Consider the following 20,268-nt stretch of genomic DNA (forward strand, 5'->3'; position numbering starts at 1 on the left):
AGGGGAACGTTTGTCCACAATTGTCAGCAGCGGCATTGACTTCCGAGCCTGCACACCGACATTCAGCGCAATAATAATCCCCGCCTCTTTCAAACAGTCGTTTTCGGCCTCATGTCTTCCACGAATTTGCCTTCCATCATTTCGATTGCCGGGGTCACGAAGACCTACGCCACCGGCTTCAAGGCGCTGAAGGAAATCAACCTCGACATCGAACGCGGCGAGATTTTCGCGCTCCTGGGGCCGAACGGCGCCGGCAAGACGACGCTGATCTCGATCGTCTGCGGCATCGTCAACCGTTCGTCGGGAACGGTGACCGTCGACGGCCACGACATCAACCGAGACTACCGCGCCGCGCGCAGCCTGATCGGGCTGGTGCCGCAGGAGCTGACCATCGACGCGTTCGAGAGCGTCTGGGCAACCGTCACCTACAGTCGCGGCCTGTTTGGCAAGCCGCCCAATCCGGGCTTCGTCGAAAAGGTGCTGCGCGACTTGTCGTTGTGGGACAAGAAGGACGCCAAGGCGATCACGCTGTCGGGCGGCATGAAGCGGCGGCTGATGATTGCAAAGGCGCTGTCGCATGAGCCGCGCATCCTGTTCCTCGACGAACCCACGGCCGGCGTCGACGTCGAACTGCGCCAGGACATGTGGGCGATGGTGCGACGGCTGCGCGACGACGGCGTCACCATCATCCTCACCACGCACTATATCGAAGAGGCCGAGGCGATGGCCGACCGTGTCGGTGTCATCAACCGCGGCGAGATCATCCTGGTCGAGGGCAAGGCCGAACTGATGCGCAAGCTCGGCCGCAAGCGCCTGATCGTCGAATTGCGCAACCCGCTCACTGCCATTCCCGATGCATTCTCGCACTACGCGTTGGAGCTGTCGGGCGATGGCACACAGCTGACCTACACCTATGACAATCAGAGCGAACGCCCCGGCGTCGCATCGCTGCTGCGCGAACTCGAGACGGCCGGCATCCAGTTTCGCGACATGGACACGCAAAACAGCTCGCTCGAGGAGATCTTCGTCAATCTGTTGAGGCAAGAGCCATGAATTGGCGAGCAGTATGGGCGATCTACCGGGTCGAGATGGCGCGTGCGTTCCGCACCGTGCTGCAGAGCATCGTCTCGCCGGTGATCTCGACATCGCTTTATTTCGTCGTCTTCGGCTCGGCCATCGGCTCGCGCATCACCGAGATTGACGGCATCAGCTACGGCGCCTTCATCGTGCCCGGCCTGATCATGCTCTCACTGTTGACGCAGTCGATCTCCAACGCCTCCTTTGCCATCTATTTCCCGAAATTCGTCGGCTCCATCTACGAGCTCCTGTCGGCGCCGGTGTCGTATCTGGAGATCGTCATCGCCTATGTCGGCGGCGCCGCGACCAAGTCGATCATCCTCGGCCTGATCATCCTGGCGACGGCCTCGCTGTTCGTGCCGCTCACCATCCAGCATCCGTTCTGGATGCTGGCCTTCCTTGTCTTGACGGCGGTGACCTTCAGCCTGTTCGGCTTCATCATCGGCATATGGGCGAAAAGCTTCGAGCAATTGCAGCTGGTGCCGCTGTTGATCATCACGCCGCTGACCTTCCTCGGCGGCAGCTTCTATTCGATCAACATGCTGCCCGAGACCTGGCGCACGGTGACGCTGTTCAACCCGGTCGTCTACCTGATCAGCGGTTTCCGCTGGAGCTTTTACGGCAAGTCCGATGTCTCGGTCGCCGTCAGCCTGGGCATGACGATGGTGTTCCTCGCCATCTGCATCGCCATCGTCGCCTGGATCTTCCGCACCGGCTACCGGCTAAGGAATTGACCTGGCGCCTAAAGCGCGTCGCGTTTGAACGGACTCAGGCGACGCGCTTTAGGTCTTTGTTTTTATGCATGTTGTCTCAAAACCGGGACCACTTTTGAGCGACATGCAAATAGGCGATCGCCCGTGCGCCGGTCAAATCAACAGTTTTGCTGAGGGCAAATTGGCCACGTTGGCCGCCACGGATCTTGCTAGATCGCCTTGATGAGGCGCAGCAACCCCAGCATCTCGATCAGCCTTCCTTGGCGGAAGGCGATGTAGGTCGGTTCCTCGACGCCGTGGAAGCGGCGCTTGAACGCCGCCTGGCCCTTGAGGTTGAAGTTGCTGCGGTTGACCCAAGGCGACTCATAGGCCCGCTCGAAGGCGTTGCGCCAGAAGCTCGATTCGGCAAAGCCGTTGGCTCCGACGTCGAGCATCGGCGACAGGCCGAGCGTGACGACAGAAATGCCCTCATTGCGAAACCGGTCGACGGCGAATTTGGTCAGCCCGATTTCGGCATGCGGCGAGGCATCGATGTGCTTGCGCTTGAACGAGGTGGTGTAGCCGATCACCTTGCCGCCGCTGAACATCGGATCGAAATCGAGCAGGGCGACGAGCTCGCCTTCCGGGCTGTAGAGCACGAAACGGCGCATATCGATGCCGAGATGATCGGCAAAGGGCCGGTTGAGGAAGGCCATCTCCCAGCGCTTGACGATGCGGTCGGCCCGCCAGTTCTGTGACAGGCGCTGGACTTCGTCGAGATAGACCGCTCCTTCGCCAAAGGAAAACCCCTTCTTCAAGAGCCAGCGTTCGGAATAGCGCACGGTTTCGTTGCGCTTGCCGGAAAAATCGTGAGCCGGCAGTTCCAGCCGCGTGTCGACGCCGAGGCGGTTGACCTGGTAGCCGAGCCCTGCCAGAACGCGCGCCGTCGGTTCGCCGATCTGCACGAACCACGGGCTGTCGGCGGCTTCGACAAAGCGCCTGATATAGTCAGGCCGATCGGCCGGATGGGCGACCGGGTCACCGAGCGCGAAATGGTGCTTCATCTTTGTGCCGAAGGCGATGTAGCCGTCGGCGTCGCCGAAATAGGACAGTTTTTGCTGCACGGCGGTCGAATAGGCCAGCGAGAAGTCGCCGTGCCGGCGGACAAGCGCCAGCCGCTCGACATGCGAAAAATCCTGGCGCGGCACCTTGGCTGCGGCGCCCTCCAGCAGTCTGTCGAGAAAGATGCGCAAGGAGGGCATGGTCGAGCTTCCGCGTGCCGATGATAAACAGAGGCTTGCCCCCAAGGCCTCGAATCAGTCGCATTGACGCGACCTCATTAGCGATCATATCGCCCCTGTGCCATATGGGACGTGCCATATAGGACGGGTCCCCATGGCGCACCTGAAAGGAAATCTCGACCGAATGGCAGCTACGACAAGCGAAACGATGCCTATCGTCCTGGGGCCGAAAGGACCCGACTATACGGTTATCGTCATCGGCGCCGGAGCGGCGGGGCTGGCGGCCGCCGACGCGCTTGGCCGGCGCGGCGTGCGGGTCGTCGTGCTTGAAAAGGAGCCGCGGATCGCCGAACCGTGGCGACGGCGGCACGAGAAGCTGACCCTAAACACGCATCGCGCGCTGTCGACCCTGCCCGGCCTTGCCTATCCGCCCCGCACCGCCGCCTTTCCGAACAAGGATGCCATCGTCGGTTATCTCGAGGATTTTGCCCGCGCGCGCGGCATAAGGGTCGAATTCGGCACCGCCGTCGAGCGGATCGAACGCAGAGGCAATGGCTGGCTCGTCCATACGGGCCGGGAAACGCTGAGCGCCCGCAATGTCATCGTCGCCACCGGCCGCGACCGCTTGCCATGACGCCGGACTGGCAAGGCAAGGCGACTTTCACCGGCAAACTTAGCCACGCCGCCGATTTCGGCACAGCACAGGACTATGTGGGCAAAAGCGTGCTGGTGGTCGGAGCCGGAAATTCCGGCTTCGACGTGCTCAACCACCTCGCCCGCGCCGACACCAAGGCCATCTGCTTGTCAGCCACGCAGGGTCCGTCGCTGATGCCGAAACGGATCGGCAAGGTCGCCGTGGCGCGCTTCGGCGGTTTCATGGCGATGCTGCCGACGTGGATTGCCGATGCCGCGATTGCCGCGACGCAGCGGCTGGTGTTCGGCGACCTCACCCGCTTCGGCCTGCCGCCAGCGCCGAAGGGCGGCGCCAGCCGGCTCGGCGTCGAGCAGATCGCTATTGCCGTTGACGACGGCCCCGTCGCAGCGCTGAAGGCCGGACGGATTTCGGTGGTGGCGCCGGTGGCGGCTTTCGAAGGCGCCGGCGTGCGGCTGAACGACGGCACGGTGCTCGAGCCGGATGTAGTGATTGCGGCAACCGGCTATCGCACCGGCCTGGAGGCCATGCTGGGCGATCTCGGCGTGCTCGACGCCAAGGGCGTGCCGAAGGCCAATGGCGGCACCCCGAGCGGCCAGCCCGGCCTGTGGTTCATCGGCATGCGGCCAAGCCTGACCAGCTATTTTCACAGCGCCGGACTGCAGGCCGAAGCGATTGCCCGTCAGATCGCCAAGGGGTTGTAGACGCTGCGGTGCGCTTGGTCCGACACATCTGCATGGCGGGATCGTATATTTTGGCGGTTAGCCGAAGCGCCCTGTCCCTTCGTCATTCTCGGGTCTTCGCGACGCCGCTGCGCGGCTGCTTCGCCCGTGGGATGACGAAGCTGAGAGCTTGCGGCCAATCTCCCAACGCAGGCGCTTGAATCCACTTCATGTCTTGTTATATAACATGTTATCAAAATTGGACAAACCGACCATGGAAGACATCATTCGATCCCTTGGCTATCTCACCCTCGGCAGCAGGCTGAAGCGTATCGGCGAGCAGTTGCAGGCCGATACCCAGCGCATGCTCGATGGGCTGGAGGTGCCGGTGCAGTCCAGCCAGTATCCTCTGCTGGCCGCGCTGGACCGGCTCGGGCCGCTGCCTGTCGGCGAGCTGGCGCAGTCACTAGGGATCACCCAGCCGGGGGTGACGCGCAGCGTGGCGCTGCTGGCCGAGTTGGGGCTGGTCGAGGCCGCGCCATCGAACGACGACCAGCGCCGCAGGATGATCTCGCTGACCGCCAACGGCCAGCGCCTGGTCGACAAGGCGAAGCGGAACGTTTGGCCGCGCATCGAGAACGCCGTTGCCGACCTGTGCAAAGGCCTTGCAGGGCCGCTTCTCGAACAACTTTCGGCAATAGAGGACGGCCTGGCGGCGGCCCCGCTCGACCGTCGTGTGAAACAGGATGTCGCGCCATGAGCCATGTCCTCGATCGTCCGGTCTGGAGCGCGCTCGACACGCGGCATCGGATCTTTGCGTATGGCGACAGGCTCGCCAGGCGCTATCCCTCCTCGATCGTCCCCTTCGCGGCTTCCGGGGCAGACGACGCTGAGAGCCTGCAGGCGCTCGCAAGCCTCATTCCTGCAGGTGAGAGCGTGTTCATGCTCCAGGCGGACCCCATTGCCTTGCCGCCGGAACTGACCGCGACCGTGACCGCCTTCGGCGTTCAGATGGTTGCCGAGGCGCCATTGCCTTCCGTGTCGGACGAGCGTGTACAGCAGCTGACGCACGACGACGCGGCCGAGATGCTTGCTTTGGCGTCACTGACCAAGCCCGGCCCGTTCACGCTCAAGGCGCTGAGCCTCGGCGAGTTCTGGGGCGTGAAGATCGACGGCCGGCTGGCGGCGATGGCCGGCGAGCGCATGAAGCAGCCCGGCTACAGCGAACTCAGCGGCGTCTGCTCGCATCCCGAATTTCGCGGCAGCGGCCTCGGCCGGCTGCTGTCGGTGTTCGTGGCCAACCGAATTTTTGCGCGCGGCGAAGTTCCCTACCTGCATGCCTATGCCAGCAATGCCAACGCGGTTGGGTTGTACGAATCCATCGGCTTCAGGCTGCGGGCAGAGATGAATGTGGCCGTCGTGCAGCGCGCCGGCTAGAGCGTTTCACCGTTTCACGGAAACGGCGAACCGCTCCTAGGCCTCTATTTTTACGCAATTCCGGACGGAAAACCGCTTCACACTTTTCCTGGAATTGCTCCAGGCCGCCTTGCGGGCCTCAGGCTGATTTCGGCTCCAACCTGCGGAAACCCACGGTTTCCATAAGCATATCTTCCTCGACCATCCCGGCATTGTGCAGCGCAAGCAGGTTCAGCGCGATCTCCCGCGCCTCCGCCGAATCGGGATGCACGTCGCGCCTGCGGCAGGCTTCGTCGAACACGCGTTGCAGCCTGGCGATGTCGTCGGGTTTCAGCAGGCCACGGTCATAGACGGACTTTGGCATGGCACTCTCCTCCAGAAGAGGTAGGGCGCCATGTTTAAATGTCCATTCTTTACCGGGGCTTGGGTGGGCAGCTGCCTGGGTTTGCGTTAATCCGGCCCGAGCGTTGCAATCAGACCGCGATCGTGCTGCCATTCATTCAGCCCCCTCTCGTCATCGTCGGGGCCTGTCTCGCCGCAGTCTGCTTGACGTGTCGGCGCGCTTGCGAAACAAGGGCTGCCACAAACGACAGCGAGGCACAAAAGTGAGTTTCTGGAGACTGGCGCAGCTCGTCATTTCGACGGTGATCTTCCTGCTGGCGGCCATCGCGGCCAAGCAATGGGGGCTGGCGCCAAGCCTTGGCAAGATCGTGCTGACACTGGCGCTCTATACGGCGGGCAATCTGATGATGCTGCGGCTGGTTCGTGAGTTCGGCATGTCGGTGTCGTTCAGCCTGTCGGCGGTGATCCAGCTGGTGGCGGTCAATGTGGTGGCGCTGGTGTTCTTCGGCGAACGCGTCAATGCCTTGCAGGCGACCGGCATCGTGCTGGCCATCGCGGCGGTGGTCCTGATCTCGCTCGGGCCTTACCTGCAGGGGCGACTGTAATCCGATGAAGACCCCGCGTGCGTTCACCAACTGGCTTGAATTTCCGGTGCTGCTGGCCGGGCTGGTGATAGCCGCCGGGCTGTGGGGCTTCGAGGAACTGATGGAGGTGGCGCGGGCCACCACGCCGCACGCTTTCGATACTGAGATCCTGCTCGCTTTCCGAAAAGTGGGTCAGCCGGATGTTCCCGTCGGCCCGGCATGGCTGGAAGGCGCGATGCGCGACATCACCAGCCTCGGCAGCTCCAGCGTGCTGGTGCTGATCGTAACGGCGGTGATCGTCTACCTCCTGCTGATCCGCAGGCCGAGGACGGCGCTGCTGATCTTTGTCGCGGTGGCCGGCGGGCAGCTGCTGTCGACCTTGCTCAAGGCCGGCATCGACCGGCCGCGCCCCGATCTTGTCTCGCACCTGGCCAACGAGACGTCGCTGTCGTTTCCCAGCGGCCACGCCATGCTGTCGGCGGTGACCTATCTCACGCTGGGCTCGCTGGCAGCGCGCTTCCTGCCGGGACGAACGACGAAAATCTATGTCCTCAGCCTGGCGGTGCTGGTAACGCTGCTGGTCGGCGTCAGCCGCGTCTATCTCGGCGTCCACTGGCCTTCCGACGTGCTGGCGGGATGGTGCGCCGGCTTCACCTGGGCGACGCTGTGCTGGCTGGCGGCGCGAATGCTGCAGCGGAACAAGGCGGTGGCCGATGGCAACGAGCCCGAAGACTGACGATCCGGAGCGACATTCAAATCAGTGTCCGCAGCCTGCCAGCAGAAAAACCGCCGACAGCAAGGCTGCCGACGTCGTCAAGGTCCTGAAAATCTTCAACTGATATTTCCCCGCCAGTAAGAGCCAAGGCGGTAGCGTAGCATGCTCATCCCGTATCCCGCCATCCGGCTATGTGGAGAGATCATGTTTCATGTATGCTTTATGATGGTTGAAACATCACTATGATTGTATTACACGTCGTCTCCGCAGACTCAGACGGGGGCTCCGACCGATGATCACTGCCGCGCAGATGCGCGCCGCGAGGGCGCTGGCCGGCATCGATCAGAAGACGCTCGCCGAGCGTGCCGGCGTTTCGCTTCCGACAATCCAGCGCATGGAAGCGAGTGACGGCGTGGTCAGGGGTGTGGTCGATACGCTGATGAAGGTTATCCAGGCTCTCGACGAGGCCGGGGTGGAGCTCATCGGCGAGAACCAGACCAGCGAGCGCGGCGGCCGGGGCGTGCGCCTCAAGCCGGTCGCGCCGCCGAACCCGCAAGGCTGAGCCGGCATATAGTCGCGACGGCGACCGCCGACAGTCCTGCCGACGATCCCGCCGCCTTCACGCAAGCGGAAGGCAGTCCATGGATCAGATCCGGCGGGCAGTGCATCAACCGGCCCAGAAGTCGGCAAAGCCGACATTTTCAGAGCTGTTCACGCCCAAGCTGGTGACGGTCTGGCGCGAAGGTTACCGCCTGCCGCAGTTCGAGGCCGACTTCATGGCCGGGCTGACCGTCGCCATTGTCGCGTTGCCGCTGTCGATGGCCATTGCGATTGCTTCGGGCGTGACGCCGGAGCGCGGCCTGTTCACGGCCATTGTCGGCGGCTTCATCGTCTCGGCGCTCGGCGGCAGCCGGTTCCAGATCGGCGGCCCGGCCGGCGCCTTCATCGTGCTGGTGGCGGCGACGGTGCAGCGCGAAGGCGTCGACGGACTGCTGCTGGCGACGATGATGGCCGGCATCTTCCTGCTCGCCATCGGCTATCTCCGGCTCGGAACCTATATCAAATTCATCCCTTACCCGGTGACGGTCGGCTTCACCGCCGGCATCTCGATCATCATCTTCACCGGCCAGATCGTCGAACTGTTCGGGCTGAGGCTTGCCGGGCCGGAGCCCGGGCCGCTGCTGCCGAAACTGATGGCGATCGGCCACGCGGCCGGCACGCTCAACATCTCAGCGACGCTGGTGGCGGCGTTGACCATCGCCACCATCGTGGGGGTGAAGCGCTGGCGGCCCGGCTGGCCGGGCATGCTGATCGCCGTCGGACTGGCCTCCCTTGTCGTGGCGCTGCTTTCGCTGCCGGCGGAAACGATCGGCACGCGCTATGGCGGCATTCCGCGCAGCCTGCCGTTGCCGGCACTGCCGGGACTCAACCTCGACAAGGCGATTGCGGTGCTGCCGGATGCGGTGGCTTTTGCGCTGCTCGGTGCCATCGAATCGCTGCTCTCGGCCGTGGTCGCCGATGGCATGACCGGGCGGCGTCACCGTTCCAATTGCGAACTGGTGGCGCAAGGCTTTGCCAACATCGCGTCTGCCCTGTTCGGCGGCATCTGCACCACCGGCACCATCGCCCGCACCGCCACCAATGTGCGGGCCGGCGCGCATGGGCCGGTTTCCGGCATGCTGCATTCGCTTTTTCTGCTGGTCTTCATGCTGGTGGCCGCACCAATGGCGAGCTACATCCCGCTTGCCGCCCTTGCCGGGGTGCTGGCGGTTGTCTGCTGGAACATGTTCGAGAAGCAGGCCTTCGCCACATTGCTGCGCGCTTCGCGCGGCGACGCCCTGGTGCTGATGGCAACCTTCCTGATCGTCGTCTTCCGCGACCTCACCGAAGGCATCGTCGTCGGCTTCGCACTAGGCTCGATCCTGTTCATTGATCGTATGGCCAAGTCGATCGCCGTGGAGGCGGATTTGCCGCTGGTGCAGGACGATGTCGCCGACAGCAGCGGCCGCGCCTACGATGCAAGCGAGGCAAGCGACGCCGACACCGTCGTCTATCGCATCTCCGGCGCCTTCTTCTTCGGCGCCGCCTCGACTGTCGGCACGGTGCTCGACCGCATCGCCGACCAGCGCAAGAACTTCATCCTCGATTGTTCGGCGGTGCCGTTCTTCGATTCCACCGCGGCCAATGTCATCGAGGGCGCGGCGTACAAGGCGAAACGTGCCGGCGTGCGTTTCATCATCGCCGGCGCCTCGCCGCAGACGCGGCGCATGCTGATCAACCACGGCGTCAAGCGGCCGCTGGTGACCTTTGCCGCTTCGATCAAGGATGCGCGGGCGCAACTCAAAGCCGCGCCCGCTGGCTGAGCCGGCAAGTGTGCGCCGTCAGTCCAGGCTCAGCACCGCGATCTCACCTTCGTTCATCAGCGGCACGAAAATCCGCGTGCCATCTGTGCCGATGTCGGCGCTGCCCGGCTTGAACTGCTCTACAGCCTCCGGCGCCTCGCCGACTTTGTACCGATAGAGCGTGCCGGTCATGAAGGCGGTGGCGTAGATCCTGTCGCCGATGGCGACGACGCCATCAAGGTCGGCAAAGTTTTGTGCGCCAGGCAGCGGCGTCACGGCTTTCGTCGCGAGATCGACCGACAGCAGGCCCCCGGGCGCGGCAGTGCTGAAGTCCGGCTTGATACCCTTGCCCCACGAGGCCACGATCAGCCGGTCGCCATCGGCAAAGATGCCGTTGGGCGCGGCGAGCTTCGCATCCTTCACGAACAGGTCCGGCTTGTTGCCGTCGATGCGGTAGATCGCATCGGCCAGCATGTCGGTGACATAGACCTTGCCCGATGAGTCCGATGTGACGTCGTTGAGGAAGACGGCACCGGGCACATCGATGGTCGAGACCAGCTTGCCGCTGGCGAGATCGACGATGCGCACCTTGGTGATATCGGCGACGTAGAGCTTGCCGCCAGAGATCGCCGAGCCCTTCGGTGCATCCATGCCGGCGGTCCAGTGCCGGCTAACGACCTTGCCGTCCAGCGACAGCACCGAGAGATAACCGTTGCCGTCGGCCTCCCCGGGATTGCCGACGATGTTGGAGACGATGATGCGATTGTTGGCGGCATCGAACAGCGCCGATTCGGGTTGCTCGAAGCCCGAGGCGCGCCAGAGTTCGGCGGCCTCGGCGGCAGGCACAAGCGCGATACCGAAGGCGGCGAGACAAATGGAGGGGATGAGGGTTTTCATGGCCAGGTCTCCTGTGGTGGATGGCGGAGAGCTAGGAGTTTCGATACTTTTCCGGAAGGGCGATTCGAGCTAGTATCGGAAACCGATACGAAATGGCGCAAAAGAGGTGCATCCCATGAACGGCCTGATCTTCGAGGCGCTGAAGCGGACGCTGAAGGCCAAGGGCGTCACCTATCGTGAGCTAGCCGGGCGGATGGGCGTTTCCGAGCCGACGGTGAAGCGCATCTTCCACGAGCGCAACTGCAAGCTCGACCGTCTCGTCGGGATCTGCGCTGCCGCCGGCGTCGAGCTGGAAAACGTGCTGGGGTCGATGAACCGGGGGCCGGGACCGGTCAACCGCATCGCGCCAGAGGTCGAGCGCAAGCTTGCCGGCCGGCCGGCGTTGCTGTTCATCTTCGTCATGCTGTCGGAGAAATTCACGCCCGAGGGCGTCATGCGCTCGCAAGGCTTAAGCGAAGCGTCGATGTTCCTCTATCTGCGCGATCTCGAAGCGCTCGGCCTCATTGCGCTGGGCAGCGGGTTGTCGGCACGGCTGCTGGTCGACACACCGATCCAGTGGAATTTCGAAGGGCCGCTCAGGCCGCTATTCGAGATGACAAACAAGAATTTCATCGGCTGGGCGATCACCCATCTGGAGCGGGAAGCGACCTTCGTCTCTTTCTCCAGGCGGATGCGGCCGGAGACGGCGGAGATGGTGAAGCGCGAGGCGGAGGAACTGGCCGAGCGCGCCAAACTGCTCGCCCATCACGACCAGCACACGACGCCGGAAGACGGGCTGACCGGCTACAAATGGACATTTGCTTTTGGCGCAACCCCGTTTCCGGCGATCATGCCGATCGGCCCGCACCCCAGGGATGCCGGTGCGTCCGACCGGCCCACCGCTCCGGCAAAGGGACGCCGCCCGTTGCCGGCTTGACGCGCCAGCCGCGTTTCAAAAACGAAACCATGATAGAGTTCGCGCGCTGATTTGCCAGACTGTACGGGGCGGGTTTGCCGAATGCGTGACCGTCCCCGCAAAATCGAAGTGATCCTATGCCGACCGCGCCAACACTTGAACTTCGCCGCTATTCGCGCCTGAAAAATTTGCGGGAGCGCGCAGAACGCCAGGGTGCTGCATTGCAGTTCTGGGCGCGCACGGCATCGCTCGCCGTGATCTCCTGCTTCTTTTCCTTGATCAGCCGCTGGGATGCCTCGCTGCTCTTCGTGCTGGCGGGCCTAGCGCTGTTCCAGCTCGTCGGCCTGATCCAGTTTCGCTTTGCGCGCCGTCGCAACGCGCCATGGTGGATCGGTTACCTCGTCGGTACGCTGGACATCATTCTGTTGACCGTTCTGCTGGTAACGCCCAACCCGTTTTCCCGCGAGGTCGCGCCGGCTGCGATGCAACTGCGCGAGGGCAGCTTCAAATTCCTGCTGATTTTCGTATGCCTTGGCGCGCTGACCCTTTCGACGCGATTGGCGCTCTATCTCGGCGCGCTCGCGGCCTTGACGTGGACGATCGGGGTGGGATGGGTGGTTTTTCATGCGGGAACCGTCATTCCGGCAACGAACCTCTATTCGCTGCCGATGACAGAGCGACTGAATCTCTATCTCAACCCCAATTTCGTCGATACGTTCGCGCAGGCGACCAATGTGTTGGTTGTCCTGATTATCGGCGCGATCATGGCTCTGGTCGTCTCCCGTTCCCGGCATCTGTCGGAAGACTATGTCAAGGCGGAGCGCGCCCGCGCCAATCTCGCCCGGCATTTTTCGCCCAATGTCGTCGACCAGCTCGCCTCGGATGACGAGCCCTTCGGTCCGGTCCGCCGGCAGGATATCGCGGTGCTGTTCGCCGACATCGTCGGCTTCACACACTATTCCGAGGATCATCCGGCCGAAGCAGTGTTCGAACTACTGCGTCAGTTCCACCGTCGCATGGAGCAGGTCGTTTTCGACCACCATGGCACCGTCGACAACTATATCGGCGATTGCATCATGGCGACCTTCGGGGTTCCGCAAGCCAGCCATGACGACGCAACCCGGGCCATCCGGTGCGCTGAAGCGATGATCGCCGCTATCGAAGACTGGAATGTCCAGCGTGTGTCCAGGGGATATCCGCCGCTGGACGTTCGGATCGGTGCACAATATGGCGCCGTCGTCCTCGGCGCGGTCGGCAGCGAGCGCAACCTGTCCTTCGCGGTGGTGGGCGACACCGTCAACGTCGCCAGCCGTTTGCAGGCGCTCTGCCGGGAACTTCAGGCGAATATTTGCTTTGGGTCACGACTGATTGAGGCCGCGAAGGCGGAATCGCCAACGACACGGTTGAATGCGCGCGATCATGGACCGGTTAGCATCCGCGGCCGGGACGAACCGGTCCATGTCTGGGTCGAACACAGGGCCGAAAACCAGGGCGCTATTGCGGTTTCGGCGTGATGCAGGCCGCCATGTGAGACGCCTGAACCTCATGACTCAGGCCGTAGCCATCACGTGTCTGAGGCGATTGCGCCAGCCTTCGCGGCTGCGGCGTCGGTGCCTGCCTTGTCCTCCCAGGTCACCGCCCGGTAGTCGAACCCAAATTCCAGCGTCGGTTTCACGATGCGGAAGAAGGGCGACAGGTCGAAGTCGCGCGGCGTGTAGAGCGAGTGGTGGCGGATGTGCAGGATTTCGCGGCGCGAATAGTTCGACTGCGCCGAGGCGCGGCCGGGCGCGCGGGTGATCTCGGGCAGGATCGGGTAGCGGATCTCACCATAGGCTTCGGCGATCAGCGTCGAGCAAATGGCGCGCGTCGGATCGCCGGAACCGAAAGCCAGCATGCGGCGGCGCCAGCGCACCGGCACCGGTGGCGTCGGCAGGAAAAAGCGCAGCATGTCGAAGATGTTCTTGAGATCGTATTTCAGGCCGAGCTTGCCGATCATGAAGGCGACAACATGGTCGCGGTCTTCCGGCGCCAGCCCGCTCGCCCGGCAGATGCGGGTGTTGTAGGTGCGGTAGCGCGACAGCGGCACGGCGACACAGCCTTCGCCGAGCGTGACTTCGATCAGCCGACGCCGTTCCGATCCGTCCTCCGGTTCGGACAACGCATCGCCGATATAGAAGGCCGCATGCGACCAGGTCGACTGTGTCAGGTATTTGATGGCCGCGGAGATCTTCTGGTTGCCTTCGATGAGCAGGATGTCGCCGGGTTCGAGCGTGCGCCGCAACGTCTCGGCGTCGGACGGCGTGTAGGGCTCATAGCCCGAGGATTCGTCCTGCAGCCGGCCGGCAAGCCAGCGGCCAAGTCGGTCGAGAAGCGTGTCGCGCGGCGCGGTCATGGTAAAGTGTGACTAGCACGAGGTGACGTCCTCGGCCATGATCAACCGACCGGGACCTCTTTCGACAATACCGGGCCGGCGAGGTCGTCGCGCGCATTGCGCGCGAGTTTCTTTGTCGAGCGCTTGGGGCTGTCGCCGAACAGCTCGGCCGCTCCGGCGAGGCAGCTCTTCTTCAGGCTTTTTTCCGAGCGCTTCAAAAGCTTGCCAAGAAGCCTTGTGTCCTGCGCATCGCCGAGCGGCTCACCGTCGGCCTCGAGCAACACGCGCATGACGAAGACGTCGTGCAGTTCGCCGAGCCTTTCGCCCAGTTCGTCGACCGCCTTGCGCCGCACCTTGATCGGCGTCGGCCACAGCCGGCCGAGCAGCGACAAATGCATCGAGTGGGTCTTGGCAGCCTTGCGCAGATCGTGGAAATCCTCTGCTTCGCCGCGCGATCCCGCCCGGTCCAGCGCCTTCCTGGCACGGCGCAAGGTCTTGCGAGCGCCTTCCGCAAGCACATCGGCTGCATGCTCAGGCAGATCGGGGAGCAGCAGCCGCTCGATCCTGATGAGGCCTTCCTCGCAGGCGGCGGTGGCCGCGCCTATGGCGGCGTCGAGGCCGGCGCCGGCATGCATTTCATGCTGGCGGGCAATCAGCCGGTCGCGCACGCTGTCGAGGCCGCCGCCGGCAACCTGCTCGGGAAAGGCGGCTGCCAGCCGGTCGACGGTCTCGACCAGCGCGGTCGCCTCGCGCGGCCCGGCAAGCAGCGCCGCCACCTGACGGTAGCATTGGTTCTCAGTCCGACAGAATGTTTCATTTCCGGAACGGACCAGCCGCAGCAAGGCGCGCGCGCTCTTCAGCCGCTTGCGGCATTTGTGCAATGCCTGCTCCGGCTGGTCGCGCGCGACGGCCAGATGGGCAAGCGCCTTGCCGATCTCCTCGCCAAGGATACGCCTGACCTCGCCGGTCAGCGGCAGGCGCGGATCGATGCGAAAGCTCATGCGGCGATCTCCGGAATCCCCCTAGAGCATGATGCCGAAAAGTGTGAAGCGGTTTTCGGACGACATCATGCTCCATCTCTTTTGATTTAGAGCCGGATTCCGATTTTAGGTCGACCCGACCTAAAATCATCCGGCTCTAGGGCGAGCGACGCGTTGTAAAATCTCTGCTCGCCGGTCACTTCGCGGCCGAGCCAATCAGGCAGCATTTCGTCAGGTACATCCTCCGGCGTCTCCAGTTCGGCCACCACAAGGCCGGCTAGAATCCCGCCGAAAACATCGACTTCGTAGAGATAGCCGCGATGCCTAACATGGTGGCGTGTCTTCTCGATGACATGTCCGATGGCGAAGGCCAGCATCTCCTCTGCGTCCGCCAGTGGAATTTCATATTCGTATTCGTCACGCTCGCGGATCTTGCTGCCGAATTTAAGCGTCAGCTTCGCCGAACTGCCGTCGCTGATGCGCACGCGCACGGTGCGGCCGGGTGTTGCGGCAAGATAGAACTGGCGAATGCGTATATTCGCCTCGGCCATTTCCAGCCATTCGGCGCTGGAGACCAGGAACTTGCGTTCGACTTCCTTGCCCATGGCCGCCCACTAAAGCGTCTGCGGCCCGACATGGCAAGCGGCCGTAGATAATCAACTTGACTTTAATCAATCGATTGATTAAACACGCCGACATGATCAAATCCGCGCCCGACAAAATGCCCCGCCAGGAGACATCGCCCGCCGAGCAGACGCGCGCCGCACTGGTGCTGGCCGCGCTCAAACTGTTTGGGCGGCAGGGCTTCGACGGCACCTCGACGCGCGAGATCGCGGCGGAGGCGAAGGCCAACATCGGCTCCATCGCCTATCATTTCGGCGGCAAGGAAGGGCTGCGCGGGGCCGCCGCCGACCACATCGTTGAGACCATCCAGGCGGTTGCCGGCCAGGCGCTCGGCGGCATGCAGCTGCAAGGTCAAGCCAGTTCAGAGACGGCGCGGGCGCAGCTCTCGACCGCATTGGAGCGGATGGTAGGATTTGTCGTCGCCAGGCCGGAGGCGGGCGAGATCGTACAATTCGTACTTAGAGAGTTGTCGCATCCGACGGCCGCCCTCGACCGCATCTATGACGGGGTGTTCGAACCGACGCATCGCCGCCTCTGCCAGATCTGGGAACAGGCGACGGGCGAGCCGGCCGAAAGCGAGGCCACCAAGCTCGTGGTCTTCACGCTGATCGGCCAGGTCATCTATTTCCGCATCGGCCGCGAAGCAGTGATGCGTCGTATGGGCTGGCGCGAGATCGGTAACACCGAAGCCGCCAAGGTGGTGGCGGCGGTCACAAGCAATCTTGGCGCCATACTGGCGGCCCGAAATCCGGTCGCCCGCAAGGAGGGCAAGCGATGAGTTTTCTCTGTTCCCTGCCGCTCGCAGCCCAGCTGTTCGGCGCCTGCGCGCCGGCAGCGCCGCTTGCCGTCGGCTATGTCGAGGGCGACTATGTCTTGCTGGCGCCGATCGAAGTGGCGCAGGTCGAGACCGTCGCGGTCAAGCGCGGCGACCGTGTTGTATCAGGCACGCCGGTAGTGACTCTCGAAAGCGCCGACGCAAAAATCGCCGTCGCCCAGGGAGAGGCCGCGCTCGCCCAGGCGCAGGCGCAGCTGGCCGACCTGCAGATCGGCAAGCGGCCGGAGGAGATCGCGGTGCTGAAGGCCGAGGTCGACATGGCCAAGGCCCAGGCCACGGATGCCAAGCGCAAATACGACCGCGCCGCCGACCTGTTCAAGCGCGGTGCCGGCACGCAGGCCGACTACGACACCGCCGCCGCGACGCTGGAGACCGCCAATGCGCAGGTCGGCCAGGCGCAGGCCAACCTCGCCGTCGGCGGTCTGCCTGCGCGTCCCGAAACGATCAAGGCGGCAGACAATCAGGTCAAACAGGCGCAGTCGGCGTTGGAACAGGCTGAGTGGCGGCTATCGAAGCGCGTGCTGGCGGCACCCTCGCCCGGCCGCATCAATGACGTCATCCGCAATCCCGGCGACACCGCCGGTCCGACCGCGCCTGTCATTTCGATGTTGCCGGACGGTGCGGTAAAGCTCAGCGTCTATGTCCCGGAAAGTGCGTTCTCGTCGATCAAGGTCGGCACGCTGCTTGTCGTCCATTGCGACGGCTGCGGGCCGGAGGTGAAGGCGCGCGTCAGCTATGTCTCGCCCGACCCGGAATTCACCCCGCCGGTGATCTACTCGCTCGAGAACCGGCAGAAGCTGGTCTACCTCGTCGAGGCGCGGCCTGAGGGCAAGGCGCAAGCGCTGCAGCCGGGACAGATCGTCGATGTCGAGCTGGCGGCCTCCGCAAAATGAACGCCATCGACGTTCATGGCCTGGTCAAGCGTTTCGGCGACAAGACTGTCGTCGACCATGTGACGATGACGGTGGCCGAGGGCGAGATCGTCGGCTTTCTCGGGCCCAACGGGTCCGGCAAGACGACGACCATCCGCATCATGTGCGGCCTGCTGACGCCCGACGAGGGCGAGGGTACGGTGCTGGGTTTCAACATCCGCACCGAGTCGCTCCGCATCAAGCGCGAAGTCGGCTACATGACGCAGAAATTCTCGTTCTACGAGGATTTGACGATCGGCGAGAATCTCGAATTCGTGGCGCGGCTCTACCGGCTGAAACCGGTCGAGGAGCATGTGTCGAAAACGCTGGAAGAGCTTGGCCTGACGAGCCGCCGCAACCAGCTCGCCGGCACGCTGTCGGGCGGCTGGAAGCAGCGGCTGGCACTGGCCGCCTGCATCATGCACAAGCCGAAGCTGCTGCTGCTCGACGAGCCGACCGCCGGCGTCGATCCGAAGGCGCGGCGCGAATTCTGGGACGAGATCCACCGGCTGGCGAGCGGCGGTCTGACCGTGCTGGTGTCCACCCACTACATGGACGAAGCCGAGCGCTGCCACCGAATCAGCTACATCTCCTACGGCAAGATGCTGGCCACCGGCACGGTGGACGAGGTGGTGACGAATGCCGGTCTGACCACCTTCGTGCTGCAGGGACCGCGCCTCGACCAGGTCGCCGATGCACTCAGGGACCGGCCCGGCGTCGACCAGGTGGCGCCGTTCGGCGCGACGCTGCATGTCGTCGGCTCCGACAAGGCAAAGCTCGAAAAGGCGCTCGCCGATGTCGAGAAGGAGCACAAGGGTGTCAGCGTAAAACCCGGCGAGACCAGCCTCGAGGACGTCTTCATTCAGTTCATGTCCGGCTCGAAGGACAATATGGCATGAACAGCGTCTTCTCCTTCGCCAGGCTCGGTGCGCTGCTGATCAAGGAATTCATCCAGATGCGGCGCGACCGCATCACCTTCGCCATGATGCTGGGCGTGCCGCTTTTGCAGCTGGTGCTGTTCGGCTACGCCATCAACAACGATCCCAAAAGCCTGCCTGCCGCACTGGTGGCGACCAGCAACGACCCCTACACCCGCGCCATTGTCGCGGCCCTGCAGACGACCGGCTACTACCGCTTCGACCATGTTGCGCAAAGTGCCGAGGCTGCCGAATTCCTGATGGCGCGCGGCGATGTCGCCTTCGTCGTCACCATCCCGGCCGATTTCGGCCGCCGGGTGGAGCGCGGCGACAATCCGCAGATACTCATCGAGGCCGACGCCACCGACCCGGCCGCTGCCAGCGGCGCCATCTCGACGCTAAGCAAAGTGGCCAGCCAGGCGCTGCTTCGGGCGCAAGGGATGCAGGAGGCGGCGAGTGAGGCCGCCAGGGGCCAGCTCGATGTGGTGGTGCACCAGCGCTACAATCCGGAAGGCATCTCGCAATACAACATCGTGCCCGGCCTGCTCGGCGTCATCCTGCAGATGACCCTGGTGATGATGACCTCGATCGCGCTGACCCGCGAGACCGAGCGCGGCACTATGGAAAACCTGCTCGCCATGCCGTCCAGCCCGTTCGAGATCATGCTGGGCAAGGTGCTGCCCTATCTGGTGGTCGGCGGCGTCCAGGTGGTCGTCGTGCTGGCGGCGTCGAAGCTTCTGTTCGCCATTCCTTTCACCGGCTCGATGTCGCTGCTGCTTACAGCCGTATTGGTGTTCGTGCTGGCGCTGGTGCTGCTTGGCTACACCATCTCGACCATCGCCCGCACGCAGATGCAGGCGCTGCAGCTGACCTTCTTCTTCTTCCTGCCGTCGATCCTGCTGTCCGGCTTCATGTTCCCCTATCGCGGCATGCCGGGCTGGGCGCAGACCTTCGGCGAGATTTTTCCGCTGACGCATTTTCTGCGCATCACCCGCGCGGTGATGCTGAAGGGCGCCGAACTGCCGGCGGTTGCGGGCGAGATCGCCTGGCTGGTCGGGTTCGTGGCCTTGTTTGCCGGCGTCGCATTGGTGCGGTTCAGGCGCACGCTCGACTGAGCGTTCAGGAATTGAGCGATCGCGGACCGCTGACGAACGGACTGCCCCTGACATAGAACCGCAGCGGGCGGTCAGCATCCTTCGTGATGCCGATGCGGATGCCTTGGCCGATGTCGCCGGCCTGATGCTCGTCGGCTGCCAGCCATAGCGGGCCTTGGCGGCACAGATCGAGGCCGTCCAGCGAACGGTCGATGCGCAATGCCTGGGCGAGCCGCCCCGGCCCGCGCGCCAGGTCGCGCAGGCGCTCCACGCCCCGGTTCAGCCGCATGATGGCGATGCCTTCGAGCGGCTCCAGCGCCCGGATCAGCACGCCGGTGCCGGTGCCCGGCCCCTCGCTCGAGACATTGAGCATCCAGGAGACCCCATAGGCGAGGTAGACGTAGGCGTGTCCGGGCCCGAGGAACAGCGAACGGTTGCGCGGCGTCATGCCGCGATAGCCGTGCCCGGCGGCGTCGCCGGTGACATAGGCCTCGGTCTCGACGATACGGCCGCTGACGATGCCTTCCGGCAGCTCCCGCACCACGAGCTTGCCGATGAGATAGCGGGCGAGATCGGCCGTATCGTCAGGCAGTTCGGCACGATCGAGCGGATGGTGGCTGGTCATGCTACCGCCGTCTTTCAAGGTATCCGTTCGACCCCTTGCGCGCGCGACTGTCCCGGCTCGAACGGATCGCCGAAATACTGGGTCTCGCGAACCACTTTGCCATCGACGAACTCCATGATGCTCACCGTATAGGACGGAATCCCGTCATAGGTCAGGACATATTCGGTGATCCAGAGGTCGCCTGACCCGGTGATCCGCCGCACGGCAAAGCGCTTCCGGTTGGGCTGCGTGGCGCGCGACGACTGGATGTTGTGCCGTCCGCTGATGCGCTCGCCTGATTGCGGATAATCGAGCACCGCGTCCTCGCGATAGATCTGATGCTCCGTCTCGAGATCATCGGCATCGGAGGCAGCCCAATGGCGATCGAGAGCCGCCCTTATCTCAGCGTCTGCCATA

General features: G+C 63.8%; 24 protein-coding genes. 16 read left to right on the forward strand and 8 right to left on the reverse strand.

The window, feature by feature from the left end; translation table 11 throughout:
- Positions 1–126: 126 nt before the first annotated feature.
- Both NKJ78_RS11710 and NKJ78_RS11715 read left to right on the forward strand, forming a co-directional pair.
- On the forward strand, positions 127–1,053 hold the full coding sequence (locus NKJ78_RS11710) for an ABC transporter ATP-binding protein (protein ID WP_023681262.1): 927 nt from the start codon (positions 127–129) through the stop codon (positions 1,051–1,053).
- The gene (locus tag NKJ78_RS11715) at positions 1,050–1,811 is read left to right on the forward strand and encodes an ABC transporter permease (RefSeq protein ID WP_023681263.1); all 762 of its coding nucleotides are present in this window, start codon (positions 1,050–1,052) and stop codon (positions 1,809–1,811) included. The genes NKJ78_RS11710 and NKJ78_RS11715 overlap by 4 nt, the downstream gene beginning before the upstream one ends.
- 188 nt (positions 1,812–1,999) lie before the next feature.
- Here NKJ78_RS11715 and NKJ78_RS11720 read toward each other — a convergent pair whose 3' ends face one another.
- Positions 2,000–3,031, reverse strand: a complete 1,032-nt coding sequence (locus NKJ78_RS11720) for a phosphatidylglycerol lysyltransferase domain-containing protein (protein ID WP_352562440.1) — start codon at positions 3,029–3,031, stop codon at positions 2,000–2,002.
- A gap of 163 nt (positions 3,032–3,194) precedes the next feature.
- Between NKJ78_RS11720 and NKJ78_RS11725 the strand changes: the two genes are divergently transcribed.
- From NKJ78_RS11725 to NKJ78_RS11740, 4 genes are all read left to right on the forward strand, one after another.
- Positions 3,195–3,644: an FAD-dependent oxidoreductase gene (locus NKJ78_RS11725; RefSeq protein WP_352460023.1), complete on the forward strand. Its 450-nt coding sequence runs from the start codon at positions 3,195–3,197 to the stop codon at positions 3,642–3,644.
- The gene (locus tag NKJ78_RS11730) at positions 3,641–4,366 is read left to right on the forward strand and encodes an NAD(P)/FAD-dependent oxidoreductase (RefSeq protein ID WP_352460022.1); all 726 of its coding nucleotides are present in this window, start codon (positions 3,641–3,643) and stop codon (positions 4,364–4,366) included. The genes NKJ78_RS11725 and NKJ78_RS11730 overlap by 4 nt, the downstream gene beginning before the upstream one ends.
- Positions 4,367–4,598: 232 nt before the next feature.
- Positions 4,599–5,084: a MarR family winged helix-turn-helix transcriptional regulator gene (locus tag NKJ78_RS11735; protein ID WP_352460021.1), complete on the forward strand. Its 486-nt coding sequence runs from the start codon at positions 4,599–4,601 to the stop codon at positions 5,082–5,084.
- Positions 5,081–5,761 (forward strand): GNAT family N-acetyltransferase, encoded by a 681-nt coding sequence (locus NKJ78_RS11740; RefSeq protein ID WP_352460020.1) that lies wholly within the window; start codon positions 5,081–5,083, stop codon positions 5,759–5,761. The genes NKJ78_RS11735 and NKJ78_RS11740 overlap by 4 nt, the downstream gene beginning before the upstream one ends.
- Positions 5,762–5,879: 118 nt before the next feature.
- Here the strand turns inward: NKJ78_RS11740 and NKJ78_RS11745 are convergent, their stop codons facing one another.
- Positions 5,880–6,104 (reverse strand): hypothetical protein, encoded by a 225-nt coding sequence (locus NKJ78_RS11745; RefSeq protein WP_023673272.1) that lies wholly within the window; start codon positions 6,102–6,104, stop codon positions 5,880–5,882.
- 241 nt (positions 6,105–6,345) lie between these two features.
- On the opposite strand from NKJ78_RS11745, the gene NKJ78_RS11750 reads away from it, so the two are divergent.
- From NKJ78_RS11750 to NKJ78_RS11765, 4 genes are all read left to right on the forward strand, one after another.
- Positions 6,346–6,687 carry a hypothetical protein gene (locus NKJ78_RS11750; RefSeq protein WP_352460019.1) on the forward strand — a complete coding sequence of 114 codons (342 nt, stop codon included), beginning with the start codon at positions 6,346–6,348 and terminating at the stop codon, positions 6,685–6,687.
- Positions 6,688–6,691: 4 nt separating this feature from the next.
- Positions 6,692–7,402: a phosphatase PAP2 family protein gene (locus NKJ78_RS11755; protein WP_023687516.1), complete on the forward strand. Its 711-nt coding sequence runs from the start codon at positions 6,692–6,694 to the stop codon at positions 7,400–7,402.
- A gap of 271 nt (positions 7,403–7,673) precedes the next feature.
- A complete protein-coding gene (locus NKJ78_RS11760) occupies positions 7,674–7,943 on the forward strand; it encodes a helix-turn-helix domain-containing protein (protein WP_023673276.1) in 270 nt (89 codons plus the stop codon).
- 79 nt (positions 7,944–8,022) lie between these two features.
- Positions 8,023–9,744, forward strand: a complete 1,722-nt coding sequence (locus tag NKJ78_RS11765) for a SulP family inorganic anion transporter (RefSeq protein ID WP_352460018.1) — start codon at positions 8,023–8,025, stop codon at positions 9,742–9,744.
- Positions 9,745–9,762: 18 nt separating this feature from the next.
- Here NKJ78_RS11765 and NKJ78_RS11770 read toward each other — a convergent pair whose 3' ends face one another.
- The gene (locus NKJ78_RS11770) at positions 9,763–10,620 is read right to left on the reverse strand and encodes an NHL repeat-containing protein (RefSeq protein ID WP_023739824.1); all 858 of its coding nucleotides are present in this window, start codon (positions 10,618–10,620) and stop codon (positions 9,763–9,765) included.
- Positions 10,621–10,735: 115 nt separating this feature from the next.
- On the opposite strand from NKJ78_RS11770, the gene NKJ78_RS11775 reads away from it, so the two are divergent.
- Together NKJ78_RS11775 and NKJ78_RS11780 are read left to right on the forward strand one after the other, a co-directional pair.
- The gene (locus NKJ78_RS11775; protein ID WP_023739823.1) at positions 10,736–11,536 is read left to right on the forward strand and encodes a helix-turn-helix domain-containing protein; all 801 of its coding nucleotides are present in this window, start codon (positions 10,736–10,738) and stop codon (positions 11,534–11,536) included.
- Positions 11,537–11,652: 116 nt separating this feature from the next.
- Positions 11,653–13,029, forward strand: a complete 1,377-nt coding sequence (locus NKJ78_RS11780) for an adenylate/guanylate cyclase domain-containing protein (protein WP_023739822.1) — start codon at positions 11,653–11,655, stop codon at positions 13,027–13,029.
- A 50-nt stretch (positions 13,030–13,079) separates the two neighbouring features.
- Here NKJ78_RS11780 and NKJ78_RS11785 read toward each other — a convergent pair whose 3' ends face one another.
- The 3 genes from NKJ78_RS11785 to NKJ78_RS11795 form a co-directional block, all read right to left on the reverse strand.
- A complete protein-coding gene (locus tag NKJ78_RS11785) occupies positions 13,080–13,907 on the reverse strand; it encodes a C40 family peptidase (protein ID WP_023687509.1) in 828 nt (275 codons plus the stop codon).
- Between the two features lie 41 nt (positions 13,908–13,948).
- A complete protein-coding gene (locus NKJ78_RS11790; RefSeq protein WP_352562441.1) occupies positions 13,949–14,887 on the reverse strand; it encodes a CHAD domain-containing protein in 939 nt (312 codons plus the stop codon).
- An 86-nt stretch (positions 14,888–14,973) separates the two neighbouring features.
- On the reverse strand, positions 14,974–15,471 hold the full coding sequence (locus NKJ78_RS11795) for a CYTH domain-containing protein (RefSeq protein ID WP_023728787.1): 498 nt from the start codon (positions 15,469–15,471) through the stop codon (positions 14,974–14,976).
- A gap of 92 nt (positions 15,472–15,563) precedes the next feature.
- Between NKJ78_RS11795 and NKJ78_RS11800 the strand changes: the two genes are divergently transcribed.
- From NKJ78_RS11800 to NKJ78_RS11815, 4 genes are read left to right on the forward strand one after another with little or no spacing between them, the layout of a single operon-like run.
- A complete protein-coding gene (locus NKJ78_RS11800) occupies positions 15,564–16,268 on the forward strand; it encodes a CerR family C-terminal domain-containing protein (RefSeq protein WP_023748243.1) in 705 nt (234 codons plus the stop codon).
- A complete protein-coding gene (locus NKJ78_RS11805; RefSeq protein ID WP_352460016.1) occupies positions 16,265–17,218 on the forward strand; it encodes an HlyD family secretion protein in 954 nt (317 codons plus the stop codon). Before NKJ78_RS11800 ends, NKJ78_RS11805 begins: the two co-directional genes overlap by 4 nt.
- Positions 17,215–18,135 (forward strand): ABC transporter ATP-binding protein, encoded by a 921-nt coding sequence (locus NKJ78_RS11810; protein ID WP_023673289.1) that lies wholly within the window; start codon positions 17,215–17,217, stop codon positions 18,133–18,135. Before NKJ78_RS11805 ends, NKJ78_RS11810 begins: the two co-directional genes overlap by 4 nt.
- Positions 18,132–19,268 carry an ABC transporter permease gene (locus NKJ78_RS11815; protein WP_023681282.1) on the forward strand — a complete coding sequence of 379 codons (1,137 nt, stop codon included), beginning with the start codon at positions 18,132–18,134 and terminating at the stop codon, positions 19,266–19,268. Before NKJ78_RS11810 ends, NKJ78_RS11815 begins: the two co-directional genes overlap by 4 nt.
- Before the next feature lie 4 nt (positions 19,269–19,272).
- On the opposite strand, the gene NKJ78_RS11820 is transcribed toward NKJ78_RS11815, so the two are convergent.
- Positions 19,273–19,872: a DNA-3-methyladenine glycosylase gene (locus NKJ78_RS11820; RefSeq protein ID WP_023739817.1), complete on the reverse strand. Its 600-nt coding sequence runs from the start codon at positions 19,870–19,872 to the stop codon at positions 19,273–19,275.
- 14 nt (positions 19,873–19,886) lie between these two features.
- Positions 19,887–20,267, reverse strand: a complete 381-nt coding sequence (locus NKJ78_RS11825; protein WP_023739816.1) for a nuclear transport factor 2 family protein — start codon at positions 20,265–20,267, stop codon at positions 19,887–19,889.
- Position 20,268: the final 1 nt, after the last annotated feature.

This window comes from Mesorhizobium sp. M0037 (assembly GCF_040323635.1).
Classification (GTDB): domain Bacteria; phylum Pseudomonadota; class Alphaproteobacteria; order Rhizobiales; family Rhizobiaceae; genus Mesorhizobium.

What these genes read in the sequence shown, in the direction of transcription:
- NKJ78_RS11715 (WP_023681263.1), top strand. Translation starts at nt 1,050, where the DNA reads ATGAATTGGCGAGCAGTATGGGCGATCTACCGGGTCGAGATGGCGCGT.
- NKJ78_RS11720 (WP_352562440.1), bottom strand. Translation starts at nt 3,031, where the DNA reads ATGCCCTCCTTGCGCATCTTTCTCGACAGACTGCTGGAGGGCGCCGCA.
- NKJ78_RS11725 (WP_352460023.1), top strand. Translation starts at nt 3,195, where the DNA reads ATGGCAGCTACGACAAGCGAAACGATGCCTATCGTCCTGGGGCCGAAA.
- NKJ78_RS11730 (WP_352460022.1), top strand. Translation starts at nt 3,641, where the DNA reads ATGACGCCGGACTGGCAAGGCAAGGCGACTTTCACCGGCAAACTTAGC.
- NKJ78_RS11735 (WP_352460021.1), top strand. Translation starts at nt 4,599, where the DNA reads ATGGAAGACATCATTCGATCCCTTGGCTATCTCACCCTCGGCAGCAGG.
- NKJ78_RS11740 (WP_352460020.1), top strand. Translation starts at nt 5,081, where the DNA reads ATGAGCCATGTCCTCGATCGTCCGGTCTGGAGCGCGCTCGACACGCGG.
- NKJ78_RS11745 (WP_023673272.1), bottom strand. Translation starts at nt 6,104, where the DNA reads ATGCCAAAGTCCGTCTATGACCGTGGCCTGCTGAAACCCGACGACATC.
- NKJ78_RS11755 (WP_023687516.1), top strand. Translation starts at nt 6,692, where the DNA reads ATGAAGACCCCGCGTGCGTTCACCAACTGGCTTGAATTTCCGGTGCTG.
- NKJ78_RS11760 (WP_023673276.1), top strand. Translation starts at nt 7,674, where the DNA reads ATGATCACTGCCGCGCAGATGCGCGCCGCGAGGGCGCTGGCCGGCATC.
- NKJ78_RS11765 (WP_352460018.1), top strand. Translation starts at nt 8,023, where the DNA reads ATGGATCAGATCCGGCGGGCAGTGCATCAACCGGCCCAGAAGTCGGCA.
- NKJ78_RS11770 (WP_023739824.1), bottom strand. Translation starts at nt 10,620, where the DNA reads ATGAAAACCCTCATCCCCTCCATTTGTCTCGCCGCCTTCGGTATCGCG.
- NKJ78_RS11775 (WP_023739823.1), top strand. Translation starts at nt 10,736, where the DNA reads ATGAACGGCCTGATCTTCGAGGCGCTGAAGCGGACGCTGAAGGCCAAG.
- NKJ78_RS11780 (WP_023739822.1), top strand. Translation starts at nt 11,653, where the DNA reads ATGCCGACCGCGCCAACACTTGAACTTCGCCGCTATTCGCGCCTGAAA.
- NKJ78_RS11785 (WP_023687509.1), bottom strand. Translation starts at nt 13,907, where the DNA reads ATGACCGCGCCGCGCGACACGCTTCTCGACCGACTTGGCCGCTGGCTT.
- NKJ78_RS11790 (WP_352562441.1), bottom strand. Translation starts at nt 14,887, where the DNA reads ATGAGCTTTCGCATCGATCCGCGCCTGCCGCTGACCGGCGAGGTCAGG.
- NKJ78_RS11795 (WP_023728787.1), bottom strand. Translation starts at nt 15,471, where the DNA reads ATGGGCAAGGAAGTCGAACGCAAGTTCCTGGTCTCCAGCGCCGAATGG.
- NKJ78_RS11800 (WP_023748243.1), top strand. Translation starts at nt 15,564, where the DNA reads ATGATCAAATCCGCGCCCGACAAAATGCCCCGCCAGGAGACATCGCCC.
- NKJ78_RS11805 (WP_352460016.1), top strand. Translation starts at nt 16,265, where the DNA reads ATGAGTTTTCTCTGTTCCCTGCCGCTCGCAGCCCAGCTGTTCGGCGCC.
- NKJ78_RS11810 (WP_023673289.1), top strand. Translation starts at nt 17,215, where the DNA reads ATGAACGCCATCGACGTTCATGGCCTGGTCAAGCGTTTCGGCGACAAG.
- NKJ78_RS11815 (WP_023681282.1), top strand. Translation starts at nt 18,132, where the DNA reads ATGAACAGCGTCTTCTCCTTCGCCAGGCTCGGTGCGCTGCTGATCAAG.
- NKJ78_RS11820 (WP_023739817.1), bottom strand. Translation starts at nt 19,872, where the DNA reads ATGACCAGCCACCATCCGCTCGATCGTGCCGAACTGCCTGACGATACG.
- NKJ78_RS11825 (WP_023739816.1), bottom strand. Translation starts at nt 20,267, where the DNA reads ATGGCAGACGCTGAGATAAGGGCGGCTCTCGATCGCCATTGGGCTGCC.